Annotated in this window: 23 protein-coding genes and 1 pseudogene; 10 read left to right on the top strand and 14 right to left on the bottom strand. The window is 45.2% G+C overall.

All coding sequences use genetic code 11. From position 1 onward, the window contains the following. Positions 1-629 precede the first annotated feature (629 nt). The gene (locus ABT56_RS17395) at positions 630-932 is read left to right on the top strand and encodes a hypothetical protein (RefSeq protein ID WP_025796564.1); all 303 of its coding nucleotides are present in this window, start codon (positions 630-632) and stop codon (positions 930-932) included. A 22-nt stretch (positions 933-954) separates the two neighbouring features. On the opposite strand, the pseudogene ABT56_RS17390 reads toward ABT56_RS17395, so the two are convergent. Then, a pseudogene (locus ABT56_RS17390) lies at positions 955-1,170 on the bottom strand (IS110 family transposase); the annotation flags it as partial. A 666-nt stretch (positions 1,171-1,836) separates the two neighbouring features. On the opposite strand from ABT56_RS17390, the gene ABT56_RS17385 reads away from it, so the two are divergent. The 4 genes from ABT56_RS17385 to ABT56_RS17370 all read left to right on the top strand — a co-directional run bounded on the left by ABT56_RS17385 (position 1,837) and on the right by ABT56_RS17370 (position 4,756). Next, positions 1,837-2,118 carry a type II toxin-antitoxin system Phd/YefM family antitoxin gene (locus ABT56_RS17385; RefSeq protein ID WP_047880181.1) on the top strand — a complete coding sequence of 94 codons (282 nt, stop codon included), beginning with the start codon at positions 1,837-1,839 and terminating at the stop codon, positions 2,116-2,118. Then, positions 2,115-2,402, top strand: coding sequence for a type II toxin-antitoxin system RelE/ParE family toxin (locus ABT56_RS17380; RefSeq protein WP_047880180.1), 288 nt, complete (start codon positions 2,115-2,117; stop codon positions 2,400-2,402). Before ABT56_RS17385 ends, ABT56_RS17380 begins: the two co-directional genes overlap by 4 nt. Before the next feature lie 67 nt (positions 2,403-2,469). Continuing rightward, on the top strand, positions 2,470-3,447 hold the full coding sequence (locus tag ABT56_RS17375; RefSeq protein WP_047880179.1) for an IS481 family transposase: 978 nt from the start codon (positions 2,470-2,472) through the stop codon (positions 3,445-3,447). Positions 3,448-3,976: 529 nt separating this feature from the next. Further along, positions 3,977-4,756 (top strand): hypothetical protein, encoded by a 780-nt coding sequence (locus tag ABT56_RS17370; protein ID WP_047880178.1) that lies wholly within the window; start codon positions 3,977-3,979, stop codon positions 4,754-4,756. 135 nt (positions 4,757-4,891) lie between these two features. On the opposite strand, the gene ABT56_RS17365 is transcribed toward ABT56_RS17370, so the two are convergent. From ABT56_RS17365 to ABT56_RS17340, 5 genes are all read right to left on the bottom strand, one after another. Then, complete coding sequence (locus ABT56_RS17365; RefSeq protein WP_047880177.1) at positions 4,892-5,899, bottom strand: restriction endonuclease; 1,008 nt, start codon at positions 5,897-5,899, stop codon at positions 4,892-4,894. 300 nt (positions 5,900-6,199) lie between these two features. After that, entirely contained in the window at positions 6,200-6,634 is a 435-nt protein-coding gene (locus ABT56_RS17360) for a hypothetical protein (RefSeq protein ID WP_157037889.1), read from the bottom strand. A 195-nt stretch (positions 6,635-6,829) separates the two neighbouring features. Further along, positions 6,830-7,108 carry a hypothetical protein gene (locus tag ABT56_RS17350; protein WP_047880174.1) on the bottom strand — a complete coding sequence of 93 codons (279 nt, stop codon included), beginning with the start codon at positions 7,106-7,108 and terminating at the stop codon, positions 6,830-6,832. A gap of 1 nt (position 7,109) precedes the next feature. Continuing rightward, positions 7,110-8,534, bottom strand: a complete 1,425-nt coding sequence (locus ABT56_RS17345; protein ID WP_047880173.1) for a reductive dehalogenase — start codon at positions 8,532-8,534, stop codon at positions 7,110-7,112. A gap of 82 nt (positions 8,535-8,616) precedes the next feature. Beyond that, the gene (locus ABT56_RS17340) at positions 8,617-9,522 is read right to left on the bottom strand and encodes a LysR family transcriptional regulator (protein ID WP_047880172.1); all 906 of its coding nucleotides are present in this window, start codon (positions 9,520-9,522) and stop codon (positions 8,617-8,619) included. A 172-nt stretch (positions 9,523-9,694) separates the two neighbouring features. On the opposite strand from ABT56_RS17340, the gene ABT56_RS17335 reads away from it, so the two are divergent. Beyond that, complete coding sequence (locus ABT56_RS17335; RefSeq protein ID WP_240478344.1) at positions 9,695-10,957, top strand: FMN-binding protein; 1,263 nt, start codon at positions 9,695-9,697, stop codon at positions 10,955-10,957. Between the two features lie 231 nt (positions 10,958-11,188). Here the strand turns inward: ABT56_RS17335 and rihA are convergent, their stop codons facing one another. Further along, positions 11,189-12,127 (bottom strand): pyrimidine-specific ribonucleoside hydrolase RihA, encoded by a 939-nt coding sequence (gene rihA, locus ABT56_RS17330; protein ID WP_047880171.1) that lies wholly within the window; start codon positions 12,125-12,127, stop codon positions 11,189-11,191. 235 nt (positions 12,128-12,362) lie between these two features. On the opposite strand from rihA, the gene ABT56_RS17325 reads away from it, so the two are divergent. Beyond that, positions 12,363-13,622, top strand: coding sequence for a mechanosensitive ion channel family protein (locus ABT56_RS17325; RefSeq protein WP_047880170.1), 1,260 nt, complete (start codon positions 12,363-12,365; stop codon positions 13,620-13,622). A 108-nt stretch (positions 13,623-13,730) separates the two neighbouring features. Here ABT56_RS17325 and ABT56_RS17320 read toward each other — a convergent pair whose 3' ends face one another. The 4 genes from ABT56_RS17320 to ABT56_RS17305 form a co-directional block, all read right to left on the bottom strand. Beyond that, positions 13,731-14,822, bottom strand: coding sequence for an NADH:flavin oxidoreductase (locus ABT56_RS17320; protein ID WP_047880169.1), 1,092 nt, complete (start codon positions 14,820-14,822; stop codon positions 13,731-13,733). A gap of 222 nt (positions 14,823-15,044) precedes the next feature. After that, complete coding sequence (locus tag ABT56_RS17315) at positions 15,045-15,791, bottom strand: HAD-IIB family hydrolase (RefSeq protein ID WP_047880168.1); 747 nt, start codon at positions 15,789-15,791, stop codon at positions 15,045-15,047. A 139-nt stretch (positions 15,792-15,930) separates the two neighbouring features. After that, entirely contained in the window at positions 15,931-16,263 is a 333-nt protein-coding gene (locus ABT56_RS17310; RefSeq protein WP_047880167.1) for a PBPRA1643 family SWIM/SEC-C metal-binding motif protein, read from the bottom strand. A gap of 133 nt (positions 16,264-16,396) precedes the next feature. Further along, positions 16,397-17,527 (bottom strand): GNAT family N-acetyltransferase, encoded by a 1,131-nt coding sequence (locus tag ABT56_RS17305; RefSeq protein ID WP_047880166.1) that lies wholly within the window; start codon positions 17,525-17,527, stop codon positions 16,397-16,399. A gap of 226 nt (positions 17,528-17,753) precedes the next feature. Between ABT56_RS17305 and ABT56_RS17300 the strand changes: the two genes are divergently transcribed. Next, positions 17,754-18,215, top strand: a complete 462-nt coding sequence (locus ABT56_RS17300; RefSeq protein ID WP_047880182.1) for a hypothetical protein — start codon at positions 17,754-17,756, stop codon at positions 18,213-18,215. Positions 18,216-18,377: 162 nt separating this feature from the next. Continuing rightward, positions 18,378-18,629, top strand: a complete 252-nt coding sequence (locus ABT56_RS17295; protein WP_047880165.1) for a hypothetical protein — start codon at positions 18,378-18,380, stop codon at positions 18,627-18,629. Positions 18,630-18,684: 55 nt separating this feature from the next. On the opposite strand, the gene ABT56_RS17290 is transcribed toward ABT56_RS17295, so the two are convergent. The 3 genes from ABT56_RS17290 to ABT56_RS23685 all read right to left on the bottom strand — a co-directional run bounded on the left by ABT56_RS17290 (position 18,685) and on the right by ABT56_RS23685 (position 20,727). Further along, a complete protein-coding gene (locus ABT56_RS17290) occupies positions 18,685-19,914 on the bottom strand; it encodes a DEAD/DEAH box helicase (RefSeq protein WP_047880164.1) in 1,230 nt (409 codons plus the stop codon). 86 nt (positions 19,915-20,000) lie between these two features. After that, positions 20,001-20,432 (bottom strand): hypothetical protein, encoded by a 432-nt coding sequence (locus ABT56_RS17285; RefSeq protein WP_047880163.1) that lies wholly within the window; start codon positions 20,430-20,432, stop codon positions 20,001-20,003. Positions 20,433-20,550: 118 nt separating this feature from the next. Next, positions 20,551-20,727: a DUF3012 domain-containing protein gene (locus ABT56_RS23685; RefSeq protein ID WP_338048476.1), complete on the bottom strand. Its 177-nt coding sequence runs from the start codon at positions 20,725-20,727 to the stop codon at positions 20,551-20,553. 351 nt (positions 20,728-21,078) lie between these two features. On the opposite strand from ABT56_RS23685, the gene ABT56_RS17275 reads away from it, so the two are divergent. After that, positions 21,079-21,357, top strand: a complete 279-nt coding sequence (locus ABT56_RS17275) for a hypothetical protein (RefSeq protein WP_047880161.1) — start codon at positions 21,079-21,081, stop codon at positions 21,355-21,357. Positions 21,358-21,422 lie beyond the last annotated feature (65 nt).

Raw genomic sequence — 21,422 nt, 5'->3', positions numbered from 1 at the left:
GAGGGCTCAATGAGTATCAATCAATTAAAGTCGGACTGCTAACCTGTGGCACTTTTGGTTCTGGTTGGCTGCGGTGTTTACGGTAGGCTGGTTTGATATTCTTGGCGTTAGCAGCCACTTAATTGGGCTACATGGACTCCCCCGGTTGTCAACAACAGCTGCCGATAAGATAAGGTTTGGGACTGCCATAGCAAAGCCAAACATGACACTATCCGGCTTTTTATTTCCAATAAAATCAATCACCTAACAAGCTCAACTATTGAAAGCCTACGATGACGTAAAACCATTCACTGTATGTATAAACAGTTATAATGAAGTCGCTAAAAATGGCCAGCATTGACCTGCTAATAAAGAGACCAAAAATGCTCGCTTTTCCCACAATAGATAGAGATAACGCATTGATATAAAATTGAATTAATACTTCCACTTGGTATTAACGAGGTCTCATTAATACCGAATGCTTACTTTATCCAAGCGAAAAACAGCCATTAAGCAACGATGATTTTATGCAACCTATTGACTTAAAAGGATACTGATAAGAAAATCATGCGCAATTAAGCGTGTATTAGGCAGGGGAAAGCGAGCATGCTGTTTAATACACTGTTATGTGCTAGGGGGATATAAAGTAAATGAAATACAATGTAGATCAAGAAGCTAGCAGCATACCTTCCGTCGAAGTTTTGGCTGATGATTTTCATCAACTTAGAGCATCTGTTGATATAGATAATGGTGATATCTATTTGGATTTTTCAACAAGAGAAGCTTTGCGTGATTTTGCTCTTAGCTTACTTTATGAATCTGAGTTTGGTAGCGGGGAGTTGGAAATGTATCCCCTAAGTCATGAAGGTAAACTGCATGTTGTAGAGGGTGTTAGGTTAACTGAAGATAGCTCACGTATTTTTACTAAGTATGCAAATACAGAAAACACATAACAAACGACTATGGCGTCAATAGCTAATTTCTGGCTATGTTTTCGTTCCACATGACGCCATCTCGAAGCATCGAATTTAAGATCACAACCATTTTCCTTACACACGCAATAATGGCGACTTTTTTCGGTTTTCCTGCATCTAAAAGTCGCTGGTAAGTAGCTTTAAAAACAGGGTTACACTGCATCGCAGACATCATAGCCATGTAGAGTACGGTGCGTACTTGTGATCGCCCCCCCCCCCCGCTCAACAAGCCCTTTGCACCAGAGGCTGAGGCGATCGGTCTTATTGCCGATATTGGTAATGGCGGCTCGTGAACCACAGCAAGGGGATGAGGTCGAAATGCATGTGTACGTCCACTAAGCACTAATGACTAAGCACTAACGACTGAGCAACGAAAATCCACTCATAACAAAGCCGAGCATGACACTGTCCGACTTTTTATTTCACCCAAAATCAATCCCCTACCCAGCTCAACTATTGAAAGCCTGCGATGACGTAAAAACCATTCACTGTATGTATAAACGGTTATAATGAAGTCACTAAAAATGGCCAGCATTGACCTGCTAATAAAGACACCAAAAATGCTCGCTTTTCCCACAGCATATAGAGGTAAGGTATTGATATAAATACAAATTAACACTTCCTCTTGGTATTAACGAGGTCTCATTAATACCGAATGCTTGCTTTAGCGGGCGAAAAACAGCTATTAAGCAACGATGATTTTATGCAAATTATTGACTTAAAAAGATATTGATAAGAAAATCATACGCAATTAAGCGTGTATTAGGCAGGGGAAAGCGAGCATGCTGTTTAAAACACTGTTATAACGCAGAATCAACTTCTTGCTCATAACTGTTAGTTGAACTATTATTTGTACGTTATTTTGTACCATTTGGAGTTCAATATGAGTCGTATTCATTTCGATCAAGACATTCAGCCGTTGTCTGAGTTTCGCGCAGGTGTAGCTTCTTACATCAAACAAATCAATGAGACTCGCCGTCCATTGGTAATTACTCAACGTGGCAAAGGTGTTGCTGTTGTCCTTGACGTTGCTGAGTATGAAGCAATGCAAGAGAAAATCGAATTACTGGAAGAAATGCGGACAGCGGAAGCTCAATTAGCTTCAGGTCTTGGCGTTTCCAATGATGATGCGCGTGCTCAAGTTATGGGGCGCATTAAAAAATGAAAGTAGTTTGGTCTCCATTAGCGCTTCAAAAGTTAGGCGATGCAGCGGAGTTCATTTCTTTGGATAACCCATCTGCGGCAGAAAAGTGGGTAAACGAAGTTTTTGATAAAACTGAACTACTTGGCAGTATGCCTGAGATGGGGCGCTTTGTTCCTGAAATGCCTCATACGAATTATCGTGAAATTATTTTTGGTCACTATCGTATTATCTACAGCTTAAGTCATGAAATCCGCATACTAACAGTTCGTAATTGTCGTCAAATGTTGTCGGAAGATGATGTGTAAAACTGCGTTCTAACAAACGACTATGGTGTGTGATTCATAGACATCCTTTCAACTATACTGGGTGTCTATGGGCAGAGAAATCCAACAAAGACTACAGTGGGTAAAAATGTATGAGGAATGTGGTGACGCAGGTCTCGTATGTCGACGCTGTGGTATTTCCAGACCAACATTACGCAAGTGGGCTAAGCGATATAAGCAGTGTGGAATAGCTGGTCTGGAAAGCCAGAGCAGACGCCCTCATTCATCTCCAAATACCAAAGTCACTGATGAGCTAAGAGCATTAATCCTTACGATGCGTGAGAAACGCAATTTAGGGGCGCGGCGTTTACAAACGGAATTAATCCGACTTCACCAAATACACCTAAGCACCGCGACACTCCATAAAGTTTTATCTGAAGCATCAGTCAACCCCATCATAACTTACCGACGCAAAAAAGATTTCCAAAGATATGAGCGCCCAATTTCTGGTGATAGAGTCCAGATGGACACCTGTAAAATAGCGCCTGGAATTTATCAGTACACAGCTATTGATGACTGCTCTCGCTATCGGGTTCTAAGGTGCTACTCTCGGCGCACAGCAGCAAATACAGTCGATTTTATTGATTGTGTCGTGGAAGAGATGCCATTTCCTATCCAGCGTATTCAGACGGACAGAGGGCGTGAATTCTTTGCTGAGAAAGTCCAGAAAAAACTCATGATTTATGGAATCAAGTTTCGCCCAAATAAACCTGGCTCACCTCACTTGAATGGCAAAGTGGAACGCTCTCAGAAAACAGATAAAAGTGAGTTCTATCCGACCATAAATGTCTCCGTGGGGCTGGAAGAGCTGGATCTGCTACTAGCTGAATGGCAACACTACTACAACTGGGAACGCCCCCATAGCTCGTTAAATGGGCTAACCCCGATAGACAGGATTACTGAGATATCTGATCAAACTCCTTTGTCTGAAGAGGTATCTCAGCACTACCAGATCGAGAAAGAGCAGTTTCAAGAGCAGAATTACAAGCTTGATCTTCAGCTAAGAAAATTGAAACCATCTCTATGAATCACACAACTATGGCGTCAATAGTTAATTTCTGGCTATGTTTTCGTTCCACATGACGCTATCTCGATCACGTGTTTTATTTATAACCGACATCTTGTCGCCTAGGTGAGTAAATACCTACGTTCTGTCTTGAAGGTAGTAACTTATTAATTTCATTCTTGCTAATACTTAACAGCCATACTATTATTAACCCTTCCATATGTCACACTAGTGAATCAAACTCGCCACACGCCAAATATTTGCAGTGAAGTCACTTTAATGATGGTTTTATTATCCCATCACTGACAGTTAAATAAACTGAGACAGCTTGAAAACTCTATTCATAGCGTCATCTTGAATCAATAAACAAGAATGTGATATTGCTTCACAAGGCATGCACCAAACGAATATTATCGCCTGACAACATTTTGCAGCAATCTCTCAATATTGAAATCACACATTTTAAAAACATTGCCTAATCAGTGGTTTTCACGCATTTTTTAGATCAGATTCTCCAATAAAAATAATCAACCAAAATAAAGGTGTGATCATGAAAACCAATAAGTCACTTACAGCCTTATTTATTGCTTCCGCACTATCGCTCGGTTTGGCTCAACCAACTCTGGCTCACGAATATACGCTTTCCGCACAAGATGCCGAGCGTTACGGCATCACGGTACCAACAATTAAAGTAAATTATGATGTTCTTCCCTACCAACATATTTTGTATGGTTTCCAGCTACATGTCGAATTAGAGGGAGCAACGTTAAACACGACGAATGTAAACACGCTGCGTGATGCAACCACCCTATCCACTCACAATGTTGTTCGTCCTTACCGCGCAAGCGCAAATACCATCAGCTATCGTATTTCTGGTGAATTAGATCATCGCGCAGTAAATTTCATTGATTTCACCCTCGACAAGAGCGTACTTTCAACAGACCATGATTTGACTATTCGTATTCCTGTAGAAATTGATGTCACTCCGCCAGATACACCACATTCGCAGGCCAACCAAATCGCAACCCTAAATGTGGACAGTGTTCAAGCCGACGATTTTCATATCGACTCGAATCGTACGCTGTATAAGATCACACTGAAAGAAGGTGAGTTCTTGCCTGGCTGTTCAGACCCTATCGCACACAGCATTCTGCGTACCAGCAATATCGATGGCATGGTGCGGATCTGGAAGAAGACCAACAATACGGTCGAGTTTATTGTCGAAGGGGGGTACCACACTCCAATCGTAGGCAATTGGAACTTTGAGCTTGAGCCAAATACCACAACCTTGAACAAGACCCTGTATATTAGTACCCCAGTTCATCACTAAGCATTGCTCCTTGCCATAAATAAAGCACTCGTTCGCGAGTGCTTTATCATTTTCGATTATCCCTCGTTTCCCATATTTTTATAACCATGAAGCGATGGTAATCCGCAATCCCCCTACGGCTATTGTGCTAATAGTTCAAATAAGTTGAGGCACATTGGAAATCCCAAGCACAGCGCGATCTCGCTCATTTAATTTATCTCGTTGCTGATAGATCCAGTCCACAAGTTGTATACCATCTAGTGTTGCTATCCCGCAACGCTCAGCCTCCTCAAGAACCTCTCTTTCTAGGCTGGCTGTTGTAATCAGCACCTTCCGACAAAAACGAATCTCTTCCCCTTCATCTTCAAATGCATCGAGTTGACGAACGGCATGTAACCCCGTGTGTCCTCGGTGGTGCTTGATTTGGATATACAAACCTTCAAGATCAGACGTTAGATCATTTGTTTTATGGGCTGCGATATCTACATCGTCGATTCCACTACTCTGCCGCTTTGGCAAGATCCGAGCGTTATAGCCATTTGCTTCTAGCAAGTTTCTGATCAACTGCTCAAGACCATCACCTCCAGCTTTTAAGGCGATATCTGAACCACTTTGCAACCGCTTCAATAATTCAGTCTTGAACTGCGTTTCTTGCTGAAATTGACGGGCTTCAACCTCATGCTTCCAAGTATGGATCTCTCCTTGGTTAAGCCCCGCTATTTGCTTCTCAATTTCCTCGGCAAAGTCATCCAAAACCCCAATAGACGCGCGCAACCGCAGCCGACTTTGAAGTTTGGTCGTAAGCGCGGTTCGGGGAATAAAAGCACTGCCTTTTGCATCGGTAAAATAACGAACACTTATACGGTTTTCACTGTATACCACATCTGAACCCAGTACATGACGCCGTACCCCAATAACCTCAGCAATAACAATAGTCCCACTCATAGGGACAACAACGCGATCCCCTGCTTTAAGGCTCCGATAACGCATTATCTGTTTGCGCTTCCGACCAAAGTCGATATTGTTTTTTATAAAGCCTTGCTCAATAAGGCTATTCGCATCAGGATATTTAGAAAAATCGATTTGGCTCCAGCCATAGCCGATTTCACCAGTATCCATTAACGCTCGGGAACTACGTACCAGCGTATACAGCGGAGTTGTCATCATTCAATCCTTAAGCATAGCGACAAAGCCAAACAGAGTAATATCTGTAAAGCGCTGATAGCAAATGCTTTAAGCGATCTGATGTTATTATGTGATAGCTGTCGGGTATGATCAGTTTCAATAAATAGGGAAAACAGGCACTACCACTGCCCGTTTCATCGTTATTGGTGCAGGCCACTATTGGACATGGCCATACATCTCGTCGAAATGGGGAATATTCTTTTCCCAAATTGGCGTATATTCACCGACTATCGACTTGAGGGATGGACGCATCCCGATACGGGTATACGGCATAAAAAGTTACCTCTTTTTATACTCATCCATCGTCAACCAAATCTGCGTGCTTCCCAAGTTACTGTCATGCCCACCGACTAAAATACGTTCACCGAAAGAGAACGGTAGCTGAGTGTTCATATTTATGGTCGAATAAGGGCCATCATCTTTGCTGTTTTGAAACTGAGCGTGAATTTCGATATCTACTAAAAACTTACCCTCTGGTAGCTCAGGCGACGGCTCAATATGTAATGAACTCGGGTTATCATTTAATCCAGTAACCGGAAACTCAGCGTAATCCGCCATATCAACAACAATATTATAGTTTTTTTGCTGTTCGCTATGAGTACGCATAATTTCAAGTGTGGCTTGGTAAGCGGGTTGATCTGCCCTTTCAAAGTGCACCTTGTCATTACACAATGCAGCAGTTGAAAACAACATCAAAAAATAGAATGGCCTCATTCTCAAATACCACCTCATAGCACCCACCATCGGGCACTTTATCGTAATATGGTATACCAAGCACAATTTGGCAGATAGCAATACTTGTTTTTATAAGAATGAGTTTGAGATCAAGCGCAAATGAATGGCAACCGACACAAAAAGCGAAGCTCCTGTTATGGGCTTCGCTTTTCTTACGGATCAAATTACGGGCCATCAGGCAAACTTATTGGGTAAGATTAACCGCTTCCATGTAAGGTTAAGCAAAATAATTCCGGGCAAGCCAAAGCACACTAACCCCATTGCTCCTGATTGCGCCTCCCCCTCGGCAAATGATGCCCATGACCAGCCGATACAGATCCACAGAATCCCAAATGCTGCCGCCAAATATAGATTCGACATCCAATTCATCCGGTAACGCCTACTAAGGTGCACATACCCCCACACTGCGCCGGTGGTCATCATCCCCATCAAGTACCACATCAAGCCAATCATCTTATTTCTCCTTGTCCGACAGCCAGAATTTGTCGACAGCCTTGTCAACTTCCATATTGCCGTAACCAAACAGAATGTCGGCTTCTGTCATCATTTTGTGGACAAATCCAGTGGTCACTGTGTTAGAGGCATCAATCAGGCGATGGTGCCAAAAATCGGGTTTGTTCCACGGGCAGGCTTTAATGCAAATCACACAGCCAATGCCATTATCACCCCAGTATTTGAAGCACTTCTTCGCGTCATTGTAGAATTTATAGATGCCTTTTTGGCCATGCCAAGCAATTTCCGGACGGTCACTGCCCGGGTAGGTCGGTGCCATTGATGGCTTGTCATCCATACTGATGGCTCCTGACGGACATTGTTCCGCACAGCGTTTGCAATTTTCGCAAAACTCCATGATGCCAAAGGAACGAGCTTTGTCATATTCAACAAAGTCTAAATCAGTGTAGACCTTGGCCGTACGCACACGGCTGCCGAAATTAGGCACGATCAGCGTACCATTTCGGGCTCCCTCACCCAATCCAGCAGCAATACTGTAAGCGACGTTGTTACCCAAATCATTACCCGACGCCACAGCCTGATAGCCAAGACGACGAATGAAATCGGCGAGCTGTCCAGCCACCAGCGACATTTCGGTATATTCGTTATTCACTGAAGCCGCTGAAACCGCTGATGGAGCGGTTCGTATTGCTTCGTAATCCATTTCAAATGCCAGCACTATCACGGTTTTGGGCTGGAATGGAAAATCATCTTCCCAAGTGTAAGTTGTACTGGTAACCGGGTCGAAAATAGGCGAATAATTCCAGCGCGGATCGTTATGTGTAATTCCAACGCGATCGGCACCAAATAGACAGGCTGCACGCTTGATATGCTGGCTAGCCTCTTCTGGTGAGGTAAATTGCCACTTTTCAGTAGCAAGGTTTAACTGTTCCCACGTATGCTCGCCTGTCTTGGGGGAGCCAAACTTACTCTTGGGAGCCAAGTAGCGATCCAACGGCCCCACTGCCGCATGACACAATGCCCAATCAATCTGCCGGTAACCAAGTGTGTTATTGTCCCACGCAGCAGGATTGGGCTGAGAGTGAAGCTTAAGCGACGACATAATGCTGGAAAACGTAAATCCAGGGATCCCCAATTCTTCAGCAAAAGCGATATTGCGCTCCGGGTACTGCTCCTGCAAAGGTTGAGAAATCGCATAACTGAATACCGAGTTACGCTGATCGAACGGTGTCAAAACTGCATCATCTATTTCAACGGGAAAGCTATCATGGGGCACGCCATTGACTCGGTATGTAACGAAAGCCCCTGCTCCACCCGTTGCCGCCAGTGCTGTCGCGGCCGCCCCAAACTTAAAAAGGTTTCGGCGGTTTGGGTTCTCCAGCGTTAAGGTGTCCTTTTCAGGCGTTGGATTCACTTGTTTATCCATGTTCATTCCAAATAGAGAAAACTTGGAACGATGATAATCACCTAGATAGGAAGGATGGAGTGCACCATTGCTATAGCCCTATTCAAAATTCAAATAGATCATATTTCTGTTCAGCGTATTGCGTGAGCATATCAAGAAATACACGCACCCTCTTTGGCATATGATGCCGGGAGTGATACATCACGTAATACGGCTGCTCGAACGAATATTTGCCATCAAACAAGCAAATTAACTGGCCATCTCGAACCATTCCATTAGTAAGAAATTGCGGGGTATAACAAATACCATGCCCTTGCGCAGCCAGTTGCATCGTAGACCGAATAGACTCAGACATAAAACATCCCTCCACTTCCACGCAATGTATATTATTACCTTCAAAATAATACCAACATGATGGGTCAACCAGACGAGAGTCAAAACGCAAACAGTTATGATGAATCAGCTCGCTTGGGTGTGACGGTACACCGTACTTGTCCAGATAACTAGGAGCGGCATAAAAACGGCGACTAAACGTAAACAGTCGGCGTGCCACCATACAACTATTTTGCGGAGGCTCTAGATAAAAAAACAAATCTGCATCGCTAGTTTGCTCTATTTGCGTGGGGGACAATATTTTTATCCGTATGCGAATATCTGGGAATGTACGCAGAAAAATATCGAAAAATTCTTTCGATAGTACTTCACTGAAAAAAGCTGGCATGCACAAATGAATATCGCCACTGGGTGCCGATTGGAAATCACTGAGATTATCCTGGGCAAGACGGAATTCATCAACGATGGCTTTACTATGTTGGTAGAACTGATGACCTTGCTGCGTCAAAAAAATCTGGCGACTGGTACGTTCAAACAAACGGGCTTGCAGGGTCTCTTCTATCTGTTTTATTTTGCGGCTAACTGTAGATTGCGGAAGGTCTAAGGTATTGGCGGCGTCTGTAAAACTTAGCTGATCAGCCACTTCTACAAACAATGCAAGATCATCAATTTTCATACTTTCTCCTAATTCACGGAGAATATCGCTACCGCAACGATAAAATCTATTCTGAAATCACAAAAGGTTGATCCAGAGCATACTCTTAAAATTTCCCTCTCAATCAACTGATAGCTATAGCATTTTTGATATACGGCTATCCAATCTCAGGGGTAAGCATCATTCGGGATTAATGACACAATCACGCAACGGATCTCTTTTCAAGTTACCCCGCATGAATACAAGGAATCAGTCACGCACCAAGAAAGCGGCTTTTTGGCAACCGCTCATCATGCCTTTCGCTATTTTATCGTTGATCGCGGCATGGTGGATAGGATTCAGTCAGCAGGCAGGGCTTAGTCTCCTCCTAGCCAAGCACTTCAACGTCGAATCTGTCACTCACAGCGAGAACCAAACCTATCGCTTCACTATCGAACAACCAGCATCTAACGCTCAAATATTCGCCGCCTTCGGCAACGGCTACGGGGGCCCTCTGGTCATCACTTTCGAGCTTGATAAATCACAACGGATACGCAATGTCGCTTTAGTGAATCATGTCGATACACCGGGATATGTCGTCAACGTACTTAACCAGCGACTGCTTGATCGTATCAACGGAAAAAAGATCACCGATGCCTTTGTAGGCGGACGCGACATCGATGGCGTCAGCGGTGCAACACTTACCGTTAATGGTATAACAGAAGCGGTTCGCAAGGCTGCCCATGAAGAAGCTGAATTGCATGGGCTTACCATAGACACAGTAACCACCTCTTGGTGTTTTAAGCTCAGCGATGCCGCGCTTACCCTATTGGTTCTGATGGTGTTATTTGAGCGAAAAATGCCTACGGTAATTCGCAAATACCACATTATGCTGGTCGGTGTATTATCGGTTATGGTCATCGGGTACTGGGCCAACATAGCATTGTCTGTCGCCTCGGTATCCAGCTTGATGCTGGGATACTGGACGCCACCTAAACAGAACCCCTCGCTGTATATTTTATTGCTTACCGTAATGCTCGGCATTCTATGGCTAGGAAAAAACCTCTATTGCAGCCAATTGTGCCCTTTTCACCATATACAACGCTGGTTACACAAGCTCGGTAAAAACAACCTCCCGCTTGCCGGCTGGGTAAATCATTATGGCGCTCAGGTAATCGGCGTTTTACTGTGGCTTGCTTTAGTACTGATCTTTGTGACACGCAACCCTGCGGTTGCATCTTATGAGCCCTTCTCGATGCTTTTCTCGCTAGAAGGCGTTGGCGTGCAGTGGTATATCCTACCTCTTGCCTTATTTGGCAGCTTTTTCATCAAGGATTATTGGTGCCGACTGTTTTGCCCATTAGGACGGGGATTAAATATCCTTGTGGATCAGCGTCAGCAGGCACGTAAATGGTGGCGAAAACACAAAAAAGCAGGGCAACCAAAACCAATGCGTTCACAGTCAGGCGGGCATTAAACTATGGGCATCCAAAAAACAACATCGTCAAAAACCACGGTAGTGCTTTCAACATTAGGTTATGGCGTGACTCTACTGGTCATACTCTTCTTCATGTTGAGCCATAGTAACCTTTTTCACTGATCGTGATATTGGCAGGTATTGCCATATATAAGCGCTATGATGAAATATATAAAAATAGACAAGCATGCTTGTCTATTTTTGTCAGAACCTTACCGATAAGGTAAAAATTTACTCGCTATAATGCTGCAAGCACTCCACCAGCAAATCAACAAAACCTTCACGGTCGACATCAAATAACACAGTGGCATTTTCTGGGTTACCCGATACCTGATAGCGATCCACCACGGTCATCCCTTGGGTCAATTTGCCTTCGGTTTCAATCCCTACCCAGCAATCTTTACTGGTAAACAACTCAGGCTTAAGTAACCAGGCTATCGTGCATGGGTCATGAAGCGGTGCTCCTTCCAATCCCCATTTGGGATCACGGTGGTAAATCATGAAAAAGTCGAGTAGCTCAGCCACCACATCAGAAATGGGGTTACCGATATCCCGTACGCGATCAATATCCTCATCAAGGATCTGAGCTCGGTGTGTCACATCCAACCCGCACATGGTAATAGGTACACCCGAATTAAATACAACATCGGCAGCTTGCGGATCGACAAAAATATTAAACTCGGCAGCCGGAGACCAGTTACCGGTTTCCGCACCGCCACCCATTAGCACGATTCGCTCGATGTTATCAGTAAGCTCACGGTGCGTAGCCAACAAAAGAGCTATATTAGTCAACGGTCCTGTAGGTACAAGCGTAACTGGCTGATCACTTTCGCGAATAATACGCGCCATCAATTCAACGGCATGCTCAGAGACTGCATCAAAGCCGGGATCTGGCAATTTCGGGCCATCCAACCCGCTTTCACCATGAACATTATCAGCAATGATCAGTTCGCGACACAGCGGTTTTAGTGCACCGCCCGCGACAGGAATATCAGTTCGTCCAAGCAGGGTCAAAATGCGCAATGCATTGTTGAGGGTTTTCTCTGGGGTCTGATTGCCAGCACTGGTTGTAACGGCCTTGATATCAAAGTCCGACGATGCGCAGGCAAGGATCAGAGCAATAGCATCATCATGGCCAGGATCACAATCAATAATTATTGGACGATTCATTGGGTACTCCTTGTTTTTATAAAAATATTCTATCGCGAATAAATCATCCAAAATGTGAATATGACCAGATAACCACAGTGCAAGAATAAGACCTACTTAGCATTTCTTTGATACAAGCAAACAAATTTGCCAAGCCTCCATTGCATCAGCCATATTTTGAAGAAGCTAGAATGGGCTGCCATGCTTAAGAAATGACACCCTTAATCTGAACCGCAGCCGACGAGAGGATTAACATTTGCTAGAAAAACAAGTCCGTCATTATTTTTCTGAAAAGCTGGGTACCGTCGGGATCAGCAGCGATCCCTATGGGCTGGAAATGACCAGTGTCTTCATTCTGGCCAGTTTTATCACCGCGGGCTTGAGTTACCTTGTTATGCACCATTTGATCGTACGTACCGTAAACAATGTACTGCAGAAAACCAATCAGCCACTGAGGGAGAGCCTATCCAAATATAATGTATTCGGAAAACTCTCGTTACTTGTTCCCTTCATGGTACTCGATGTCTTTATCCCCCTCGCCATTGGCCATTACGCCTTGCTCTCCAAAATTGTTGATCGCGTACTGAGTATCATCATTCTAAGCATCATTATCTGGATGATCTTCGCCTTGCTCGATGCGCTCAATGACATTGCCGGGAAAAAAGGCATTACCCGCAAAATGCCCATCAAGAGCTTTGTCCAGCTCATCAAATTATTCACTTTTTTTGTGGGCGTAGTGGTTTCAATGTCAATTCTGGCCAATGAGTCCCCGCTGATCTTCTTGTCAGGCCTGGGAGTTGCGACCGGCTTTGTCATGTTGGTTTTCAAAGACACGATACTGGGATTCGTTGCCGGTATTCAACTATCAGCTAACCAGATGATCAGCTTGAACGACTGGATTCAGATGGACTCTCACGGCGTTAACGGGGCGGTTGAAGAAATATCCCTGACCACCATAAAAGTCAGGAATTTCGATAACACCGTCAGCATGCTGCCCGCCTATGCGCTCGTTCAGAATGCCTTCATCAACTGGCAAGGGATGTCAGACTCCGGAGGCCGCCGGATCATGCGTTCGGTGAATATTGACGTTACCTCTGTTCGCTTTATGGACGATAACGAGATCGAGTCACTCAAGAACATTCGTATTTTGCGTCAGCACATCTTTGAGAAAACCCGTGAAATCAATGACTACAACGAGACACTCGATGACGAGAAGGACCCGGGAAACACCAGAAAAATGACCAATATAGGGATGTTCAGAGCCTATTTGAACGCTTATCTCCGTGCCAATAAAGACATTCACCAATATATGCTAATCATGGTTCGTCAACTACAACCTACCGCACAGGGGCTTCCGATACAGGTCTATGCTTTTACCTGCAATACCGACTGGGCTTACTACGAAGGTGTACAAGCCGACCTGTTCGACCACATTTATTCAATCATGCCGCTGTTTGGCCTGCGCCCATACCAACAATTCACCAGTCATGATGCCGCTTGTATGACATCAGTCTAAAAATGAGAAATGGTGTTAAAAAGGCCGTGCGAACACAGCCTCCAATTATATCTGTCCAGCACTCGCACTATTTATAACTCTAAGACACGAGTACTCATCACAAAAGTATCAGCGTTTTTTATATACCACGCAGAAATTGCCGCGTTTTGTGCGACATTTTGAGCATCTTTCGCAATCAACAGGGGCTTGGCTGCCTTCTTTCCAGCGCTTGACCAAATGCGGTTCAGCAAGCAATGGCCGAGACAGCGCAAAGAACTGAATCTGGGTCTTATGTGCAATCTCTTCTATGGCACAAATATCACTCAACCCACCAACCGTAATAATCGGCACATTCACTTCCTGGCTAACCACATCGCCGTACTCATGGAAGTAACCTTCTTGTTGCAGCGTATAGCCGTCAAACGATTCCCCCACCAGCGTGCTGGCATTACCATGGATATTGCCGGAAATAATAATGGCATCAACACCAATGTCTGCCAGCTTTTGGCAAATCAACCGCGTTTCAGCGAAAGTCAGCCCGCCATCAAAGAACTCGGATGCGGTTAGCTTTACCAATACCGGATAATCATCACCAACAACATTGCGGATAGCGGCATAGATCTCAAGCAGAAAACGCATCCGGTTGTCTAGACTTCCGCCATACTGATCGTCGCGGCGGTTGTAATACGGGCTCAGGAACTGATTGATCAAATAGGTATGTGCCGCATGAATTTCAACGCCATCAAAACCCGATGCCTTGGCTCGGCGGCTCGCCTGAGCAAAAGCATCAACGATGTAGTCGATCTCTTCTTGGGTCATCGCTTTGCCTTGCGTTTTGGTGCCACGCTCCGGCACATCGCTTGGTGCGAAAATAACACGTTCACCAACGTTGTAAGTAGTTTTAGTACCGCCATAAGCCAACTGCATGACAATTTTAGAGTCGTGGCCATGCACCAAGTCCGTCAGCTTCTGATATTCTTCAATAAAAGAATCATTGTACATACCCATCATGCCGGCATTGGGCTTCTCTTCTTCGACAATATTCGCATAACCGGTCACGATCAGGCCGACTTCACCTTTCGCCAACTCTTCGTAGACAGCATAGAGTTTGTCTGTCATATGGCCATCTTCTGTTGCCATATTTTCCCACGTTGCGCTTCGTACAAAGCGGTTTTTTAGTGCCATGCTGCCAATACGGGCTGCTGAAAACAAAGTGCTCAAGTCCTGTCCTCTTTTATCATTTTTTTAGGTGTGGCTCATCAGCGTATTAAAAACAAAAAAAACAGCCATACGATAAGCATGGCTGTTTTTTATGCATACGTGATTTACAGCGGCGCACATTACCCGCGATAGCGAGGCAGATCCTTAATCTGGATTAAACTATTGTCACTTTACTCATTCAATATTGGCTAGGTTCAGCGCCCAGCAAGCATTGAGCCCTATCTAAGCGCGTCCTTTGCCGTCCCCTGCCATATGCTGCCAATGTTTCAGGCCTTCCAACACCCCTTCTGCATGGGTGGCATGACTTGTGTAGACATTATCGAGATCTGACAAGTGGGCCACTTCCGGATAATGATTGGCAACCAAAATGGCATTGATACCGCTAATCGTCAGCATGGCGGTATCATTGGCGGAATCGCCAGCCACGCAAACCTCCCCCGGCAGCAGGCCGTGCTTATTCATGAGGTGGTGAATCGCCGCCGCTTTGTTGACCCCTTTCGGGGTGACATCCAAGAACCAGTCATGGGAATAGGTCAGATCAACATGAATCGCGTTCTGCTCTAGTACTGCCGCTACCGTTGCGTACTGCTGTTGACTGAGTTTCCCCTCAAACGTGATTTTATAGTCCCCTTGGTGCCGACTATTGATGGCCCCCAGAAAACCCACCTCTTCGAGCACATCTTGAATAACAGGCTTATTCCAGACCGACTGTAACTGATCGCGCCAGAGTACATCTAACACACAATCATGACCGTGGTGAATCTGGGTACCCACATCACTGATAATGGAATGCGGACGGGGGTAGTTATCCTCTTTCAACCCGAGACTGATAGAAGGGAAAGTTCTTCCTGTGGCAATAACAAAGCGCAAGTTCGGCTGTTCGTGCACATAATCAGCAAATTGACCGATACCACTCGCAGCACCACCATGAAGCGTACCGTCGAAATCACATACCAGCATTTTGATCATTAGCTTACCTACTGTCGAAAACTTTCTTTTATCATACGAGTTTGCTTACCCACAAAACGTGCGCAATCTAGACAATAGGTAATTTTGACGGCTACAAAAAAACCGCCATCAGGCGGTTTTCAATAAAAGCGTTATACCATTAAGCACAACATTTTTTGTATTTCTTGCCGCTGCCGCAAGAGCATGGATCGTTACGGTTTGGGGTTTTCTCAAACGTCATCGTCTTTGGCTTGTGCAAAACGCCATCTAGCTCCACTGTATTTTCTTCTTGGTTTGCATCAACAACAATGTTCGCAACAAGATTATGCTCAGCAACCAAGGCTTCAATCTCAGCTTTGCGCTCGTCGCTGTTGACCACAACGTTGATTGGCGCTTCTTCAGTGCCAGCCTTCACCACACGCTTCACGTTGTAGCCAGACATCACATGGTTTTGCCGAGTTTCGATGCGGCCTTTGTAAAACATTTTAGACATTGGAGACTCATTAACAGTTGGTATTACAAATAATAGGTCGGTGATTATACTCATCTACGACAATTTATATATACCCAAGTTACCCCAAGCTGCCGGATTCAAAGTATGTTAAATCATGCCAAGAGTACGAATTTCAGAATAAGCGAGAAACATAAAGCGGCACCGTGCAGATTGCCACACTGCCCCACACGGCTTTATTCCAACACCATAGCCGTCGCCCATTAAACGAAGAGAAAGGGAAAAATGGCAGCAATACATCAAGAAAAAGTAGCCCAAGCCCAGCAAACCACACTGCTTTGGCTATTGGCAGCATATCTTGCGTTATAACCCCGGAATGTATCACCAACCCAATACCCCACACCAACACCAATAGTGCCAAAGAGGCCACCAAGGCCATTTCTCCGCAGGTCTTTTTCACATCGCGGTAGAACCATTTTTCTGCTGCCGGATACAAGCTGCCGGGGGATACCACAAAGCCGCCAAACAATAACGCCACCATTCCAGAGAGCGTCAAGCCTGACTCCCACATCCTGAACTCACACGGTAACTGGCGGCGTAGCGCGACAACGTACATTGCGCCAAGACAAACAGTGAACAGAATACCGATACTCAGTATCGATGCGAGCAACACAAAGGGGTACTCAGGCTCCCCCGAGCCATACTGCCAAAGCAAAAAGGCATAAATCGCCACATGAAATAGCAATGTCATGACGAACTCTGGACGCAAATTCGAACGGGTGGCACTATGCGGCTGCGCCATTTTGGCCGATGGGACTCGCAGGGATTTCACCCACATGAAATGTCCGATATCAAACAGATGGAAACTACGTAGCCAAATAACCAAGGTCGCCATGCCATATCGCCGAAACTGCGCAAACAGATTCTGCCTGACAAAGCCTTGCGCCGCAAACAGCTGACTTGATTGGGTGTTATCCCCTTCGACGCAGGCAAAAATGTCGGTGCATCCTTGCTGCTTCAAGTGATCCAATGCCTCTGCCGTCAGCGCCTTTCCGATACCTTGGCCGGAATACGCCGGCGAACAGAAAATCAGTGACACTAGGCCCGCAGTCAAACCACGCGGCAATCCGAAAATTTTGAGAATAACCCCACCGACAATTTCGCCGTTCTTTACCGCAACCAAGGTATTATTCGAAAATGAAAAAAACAACCGCATCAAAAAAGGAAAGGCTATATTCATCACGGCTTTCATCGCCTTTTTTTCATCTGCTTTCATCTGGCGTATTTCAATATCCTGATTGGGCACTGCTACTCCTTAGTTATCCATCCGTCACCCATCGTGCAGTCTACATACCCATGCTATTTTTACGTCAAAAAAAGAATAATTCTCCGACCCAACTATCAATAATAATTCCATGCCCCCGTTAACCATCACCAATAGGTTTTCGAGGCGAATCAAATTTTTTATATTGCAATTAGCTGATATATATTCAAAACTTGCTCCTACGCTATTTCCGTTAAGAGATACCACTATGAGCCAAATAGAGTCCCCTATCGAATCCAACAACGGCATAATCGAAGAACAAAAATTACCAACTAAAATATATTCCCCCAACCAAGTTGCCTGCGGCACACTGGGTGGACCTGTCGGACTTGTCTATTTTCTGTATGCCAATTTCCAGACCCTAAACCAAGAAGAAATGAAAAAGAAGGCCCTGCTCTGGGGATCGATTTTCATTGCCGTTCTTGTCTTTTGCCTGCCATTTATTCCAGAAGAGATCCCAAGTTCTGCATTCACTGCGGTCTATATTGTTTTGGGGAAAATGACCGCTGAAAATTACCAGATGAAGAAAGAAGACATCATTGCATCTGAAGACTACGAGTTCCACTCCAACTGGCGAGTATTCGGCTTGTCTATTCTTTGCCTAATCGGGAGTATCGTTGTTATCTTTATTCCATTATTCATCATGGCTATGGCAGGGATCATCGCTTAACTATGCCGCTATTCTCGCCGGAGATAACAATGGCTCTATATGCGAGTCTATAAGCTATCCTTAAAACTGGCTTGTTTTAGAGCAGTTGAAGGCCGTCAGATTCCATTCAAGCGATAAGCTCGGTAAAGTAGGCACATCACAGCGTATTAAAGTGAGAGCACGATGAATTTTGATAACAACATTATCGACAACCTAGAGGAACTTGAAGCGTTTCTGCTGTCGGTAGAAAGTGGTGGTCTTGGCCTAAGTAATGTTGCTGGTGTAGCTTTGGCAACCAGCAATGCTGATGGCCGACCTTTTATTGCCGTTCTTGATGACAAACACCAACTGCTGCTTGGCCGCTGGGTCTCTCAAGAAGTTTATGAAAACGGCAAAGACATGGTTCGTCATGGCCCTAAGAAAAAAATGCACTAATTTCCTGCATTAACACAAACGCCACAGTTCAATACTGTGGCGTTTGTCTTTTCAATTAGCGTTTGTTCTTCTTAACCTGAAACTGCTTGGCACTCGTCTTGCGTGCAGTCCGGCGATTCGCTTGCTTGTCACGCTTCGGTCGCTTACTTTCACCTGTCGACGGTTTGTCCGTAACAGGAAACCCCGCTAGTGCTTGTAATGGCAGCTCACGGTTTACCATTTGGCGAATTGCCGCCAAATACTCGCTCTCACCATGACAAACAAGCGAAACGGCCAAACCATTCTCACCGGCACGTGCCGTTCGGCCAACACGGTGAACATACACAGACGGATTGGCTGGCAGTTCAAAGTTCACAACCACAGGCAAGCGCTCTACGTGGATCCCTCTGGCAAGCAAATCGGTCGCAATAAGTACCTGAACCTTCTTGTCTTTGAAATCAGCAAGGACTTGCTCCCGCTCACCCTGAGATTTATCGCCGTGCAGGGCTGCTACCGAAATACCAGCCTTGGTTAATTTTTTGCACAGAGCATCAGCATTATCACGGGCGCCGATAAACACCAATACCTGCTCCCACCCTTGTTGCTCGATAAGGGTAATAAGGGCCTGTGTCTTGCTGCCTTTGTTCACCAAATATAGGCGTTCTTCAATTTGCTCTACCACGCTATTGGCAACATGTGCTTTAACTACAGCAGGCTTATGCAGAACATTCGCCACGATTTGCTCTAATTGCTCAGGTAAGGTCGCAGAAAACATCAATGACTGGCGCTTTGCGGGAAGCAGCGCAAGAATACGCTGAACATCAGGCCAAAAGCCCATCTCCAACAAGCGATCCGCCTCGTCAAAAACAAGTTTGTCGATTCCGTCCGTTTCAATTGCGCCATCATTGAGCAAATCCAGCAGACGCCCCGGTGTCGCAACTAAAATTTCCGGTTTCGCCGATAACAACTCAAGCTGTTCGGCCTTATCTACGCCGCCGCACAATGCCATAACGCGCAGATTCATATTGTGCGCAACGCTTGCCAATGCCGCTGAGACCTGAATCGCCAACTCTCGGGTCGGCACCATAACAACGGCACGGTGCATACCGGCATTCAATGCCGCCGATTCAAGCAATGGAAGGCCATAGGCAAAGGTCTTGCCTGTTCCTGTCTGCGCCAGCGCCAGCACGTCGTTGTTAGCTAAAATGGCCGGGATGGCCAGTGTTTGGATCTCTGTCGGCGTTTTGAATTGGCTTGGCAGCGCAGCTACGAGCTTCGCGCTCAAATTTAGCGAAGAAAAAGGCATAGTGTCATATCATCAATGTTCGGGGGCGCTAGGATACGACATTCGCTGCGCAAGGTTAATGGATTTGTCGCCCAGAGCACTTAATATCATGTGATCGTTTTTTCTATATACCATGTTCCATGGCATGGGGCATTGGTCACCTTCCACTCCCCTTCGATGCGATCACCGATAACATTGCCGGTAAAACGATACCCCCAGCGTGGATTGTCAGCGTAGATATCCAATTTACCCTGTGCCGAAACCCAGCCTTTCAATTGCGTATTGTTATACATTAAACGAAACGTCACGTTGCCTTCTTTGATCGTGCCGACAATACGAGTCTGCAGGCAGATTTTATCCCCGCTCACATCAATACGGCGGCCTACCCAATCACCATCAAACACCTTACCAACGGCAAATGATGGCCCACTTGGTGGCGGAACTTGCGCCATTGATACACGTTCGGAACGCGTTGTACCCTGCATAACAAACATCACCGCCACCAGCCCTACAACCGACAGTAATAGAAACTTGACCATGACACACTCCCTTGTCTTTAAATGTCGTTCATTATCCTTAAATCAATGACTCTGAATGCCGCATCTTACGGTCACTTAGATATAAGGCAGCATGTTGCCATACTGCCTTATACAATCATTAGTTGCTCGAGCGGAAAATACAATTTTTTGCATATTCAGCGGCATCATTAGCAGACCAGTCCCCTTTCGCCTTTTTATCCATCTCCTCACACCACTCAGGGCTTCCTACTTCCGGCGAGCATCCTGTCATACCAATCAGAGCAGTGAACAAACACACATAAACCCATTTCATCATTAGCTTTCTCCATCATTGTCAACATCACTAAACGCCCTCTGTGCTTATGTCTACACGATTGTATTGGCTTTCCATCAAAGTGTAGATTGGCTGACATAATGGCGGCATCACAAGGTCGTTTGTGCATAGTCGTATTCTGGCAAAATTACTGGCTCCGCAGGATGAAAAAGACTGATACCGTTGATTGAGAAATAGACATGAATCCCAGCTTCAGAAAATCAGCAGTCATTCTCATGCTAATGACAGCCCTATCGATGGATTCACCCTCTTGGCACTCAATGATAAATATCCCACTCCCAGAGTTTTTATACTTCTTACCAACCAGCCACCATCTATCTTGCGAGAAGCGAAATGAAATCAATTATCACCAAAGTGAAACAGTTCCTTTTAACGCCATATGGTAAGGCTTACTTGGTTTTCATCACTCTCACGAAACTCTACTTGGTGTATAAGTGGGCGCTTAACCACGTAAAATCATTCAGTGCGGATCTATTCGAATTAATGGGTGCATCTGTGATTATTGGTGAGTCTATCGGCACACTGAGCTTCACGGCTATCTGTGGCTATTTCACCCTCACTACCATAATCAACATATTCCGCTCTACGCCTAAATCTGTTGTGCCGTCTTAAAAGCTAATAGATCGTCGCTATGCCTTATAAAAGCCGCATCAGTGCGGCTTAATTATATGGTCCGC

The organism is Photobacterium aquae (genome assembly GCF_001029445.1).
In the GTDB taxonomy this organism is placed as follows: domain Bacteria; phylum Pseudomonadota; class Gammaproteobacteria; order Enterobacterales; family Vibrionaceae; genus Photobacterium; species Photobacterium aquae.
The sequence above is the reverse complement of the archived record's forward strand: the minus strand, read 5'-3'. Positions and strand labels throughout refer to the sequence as shown.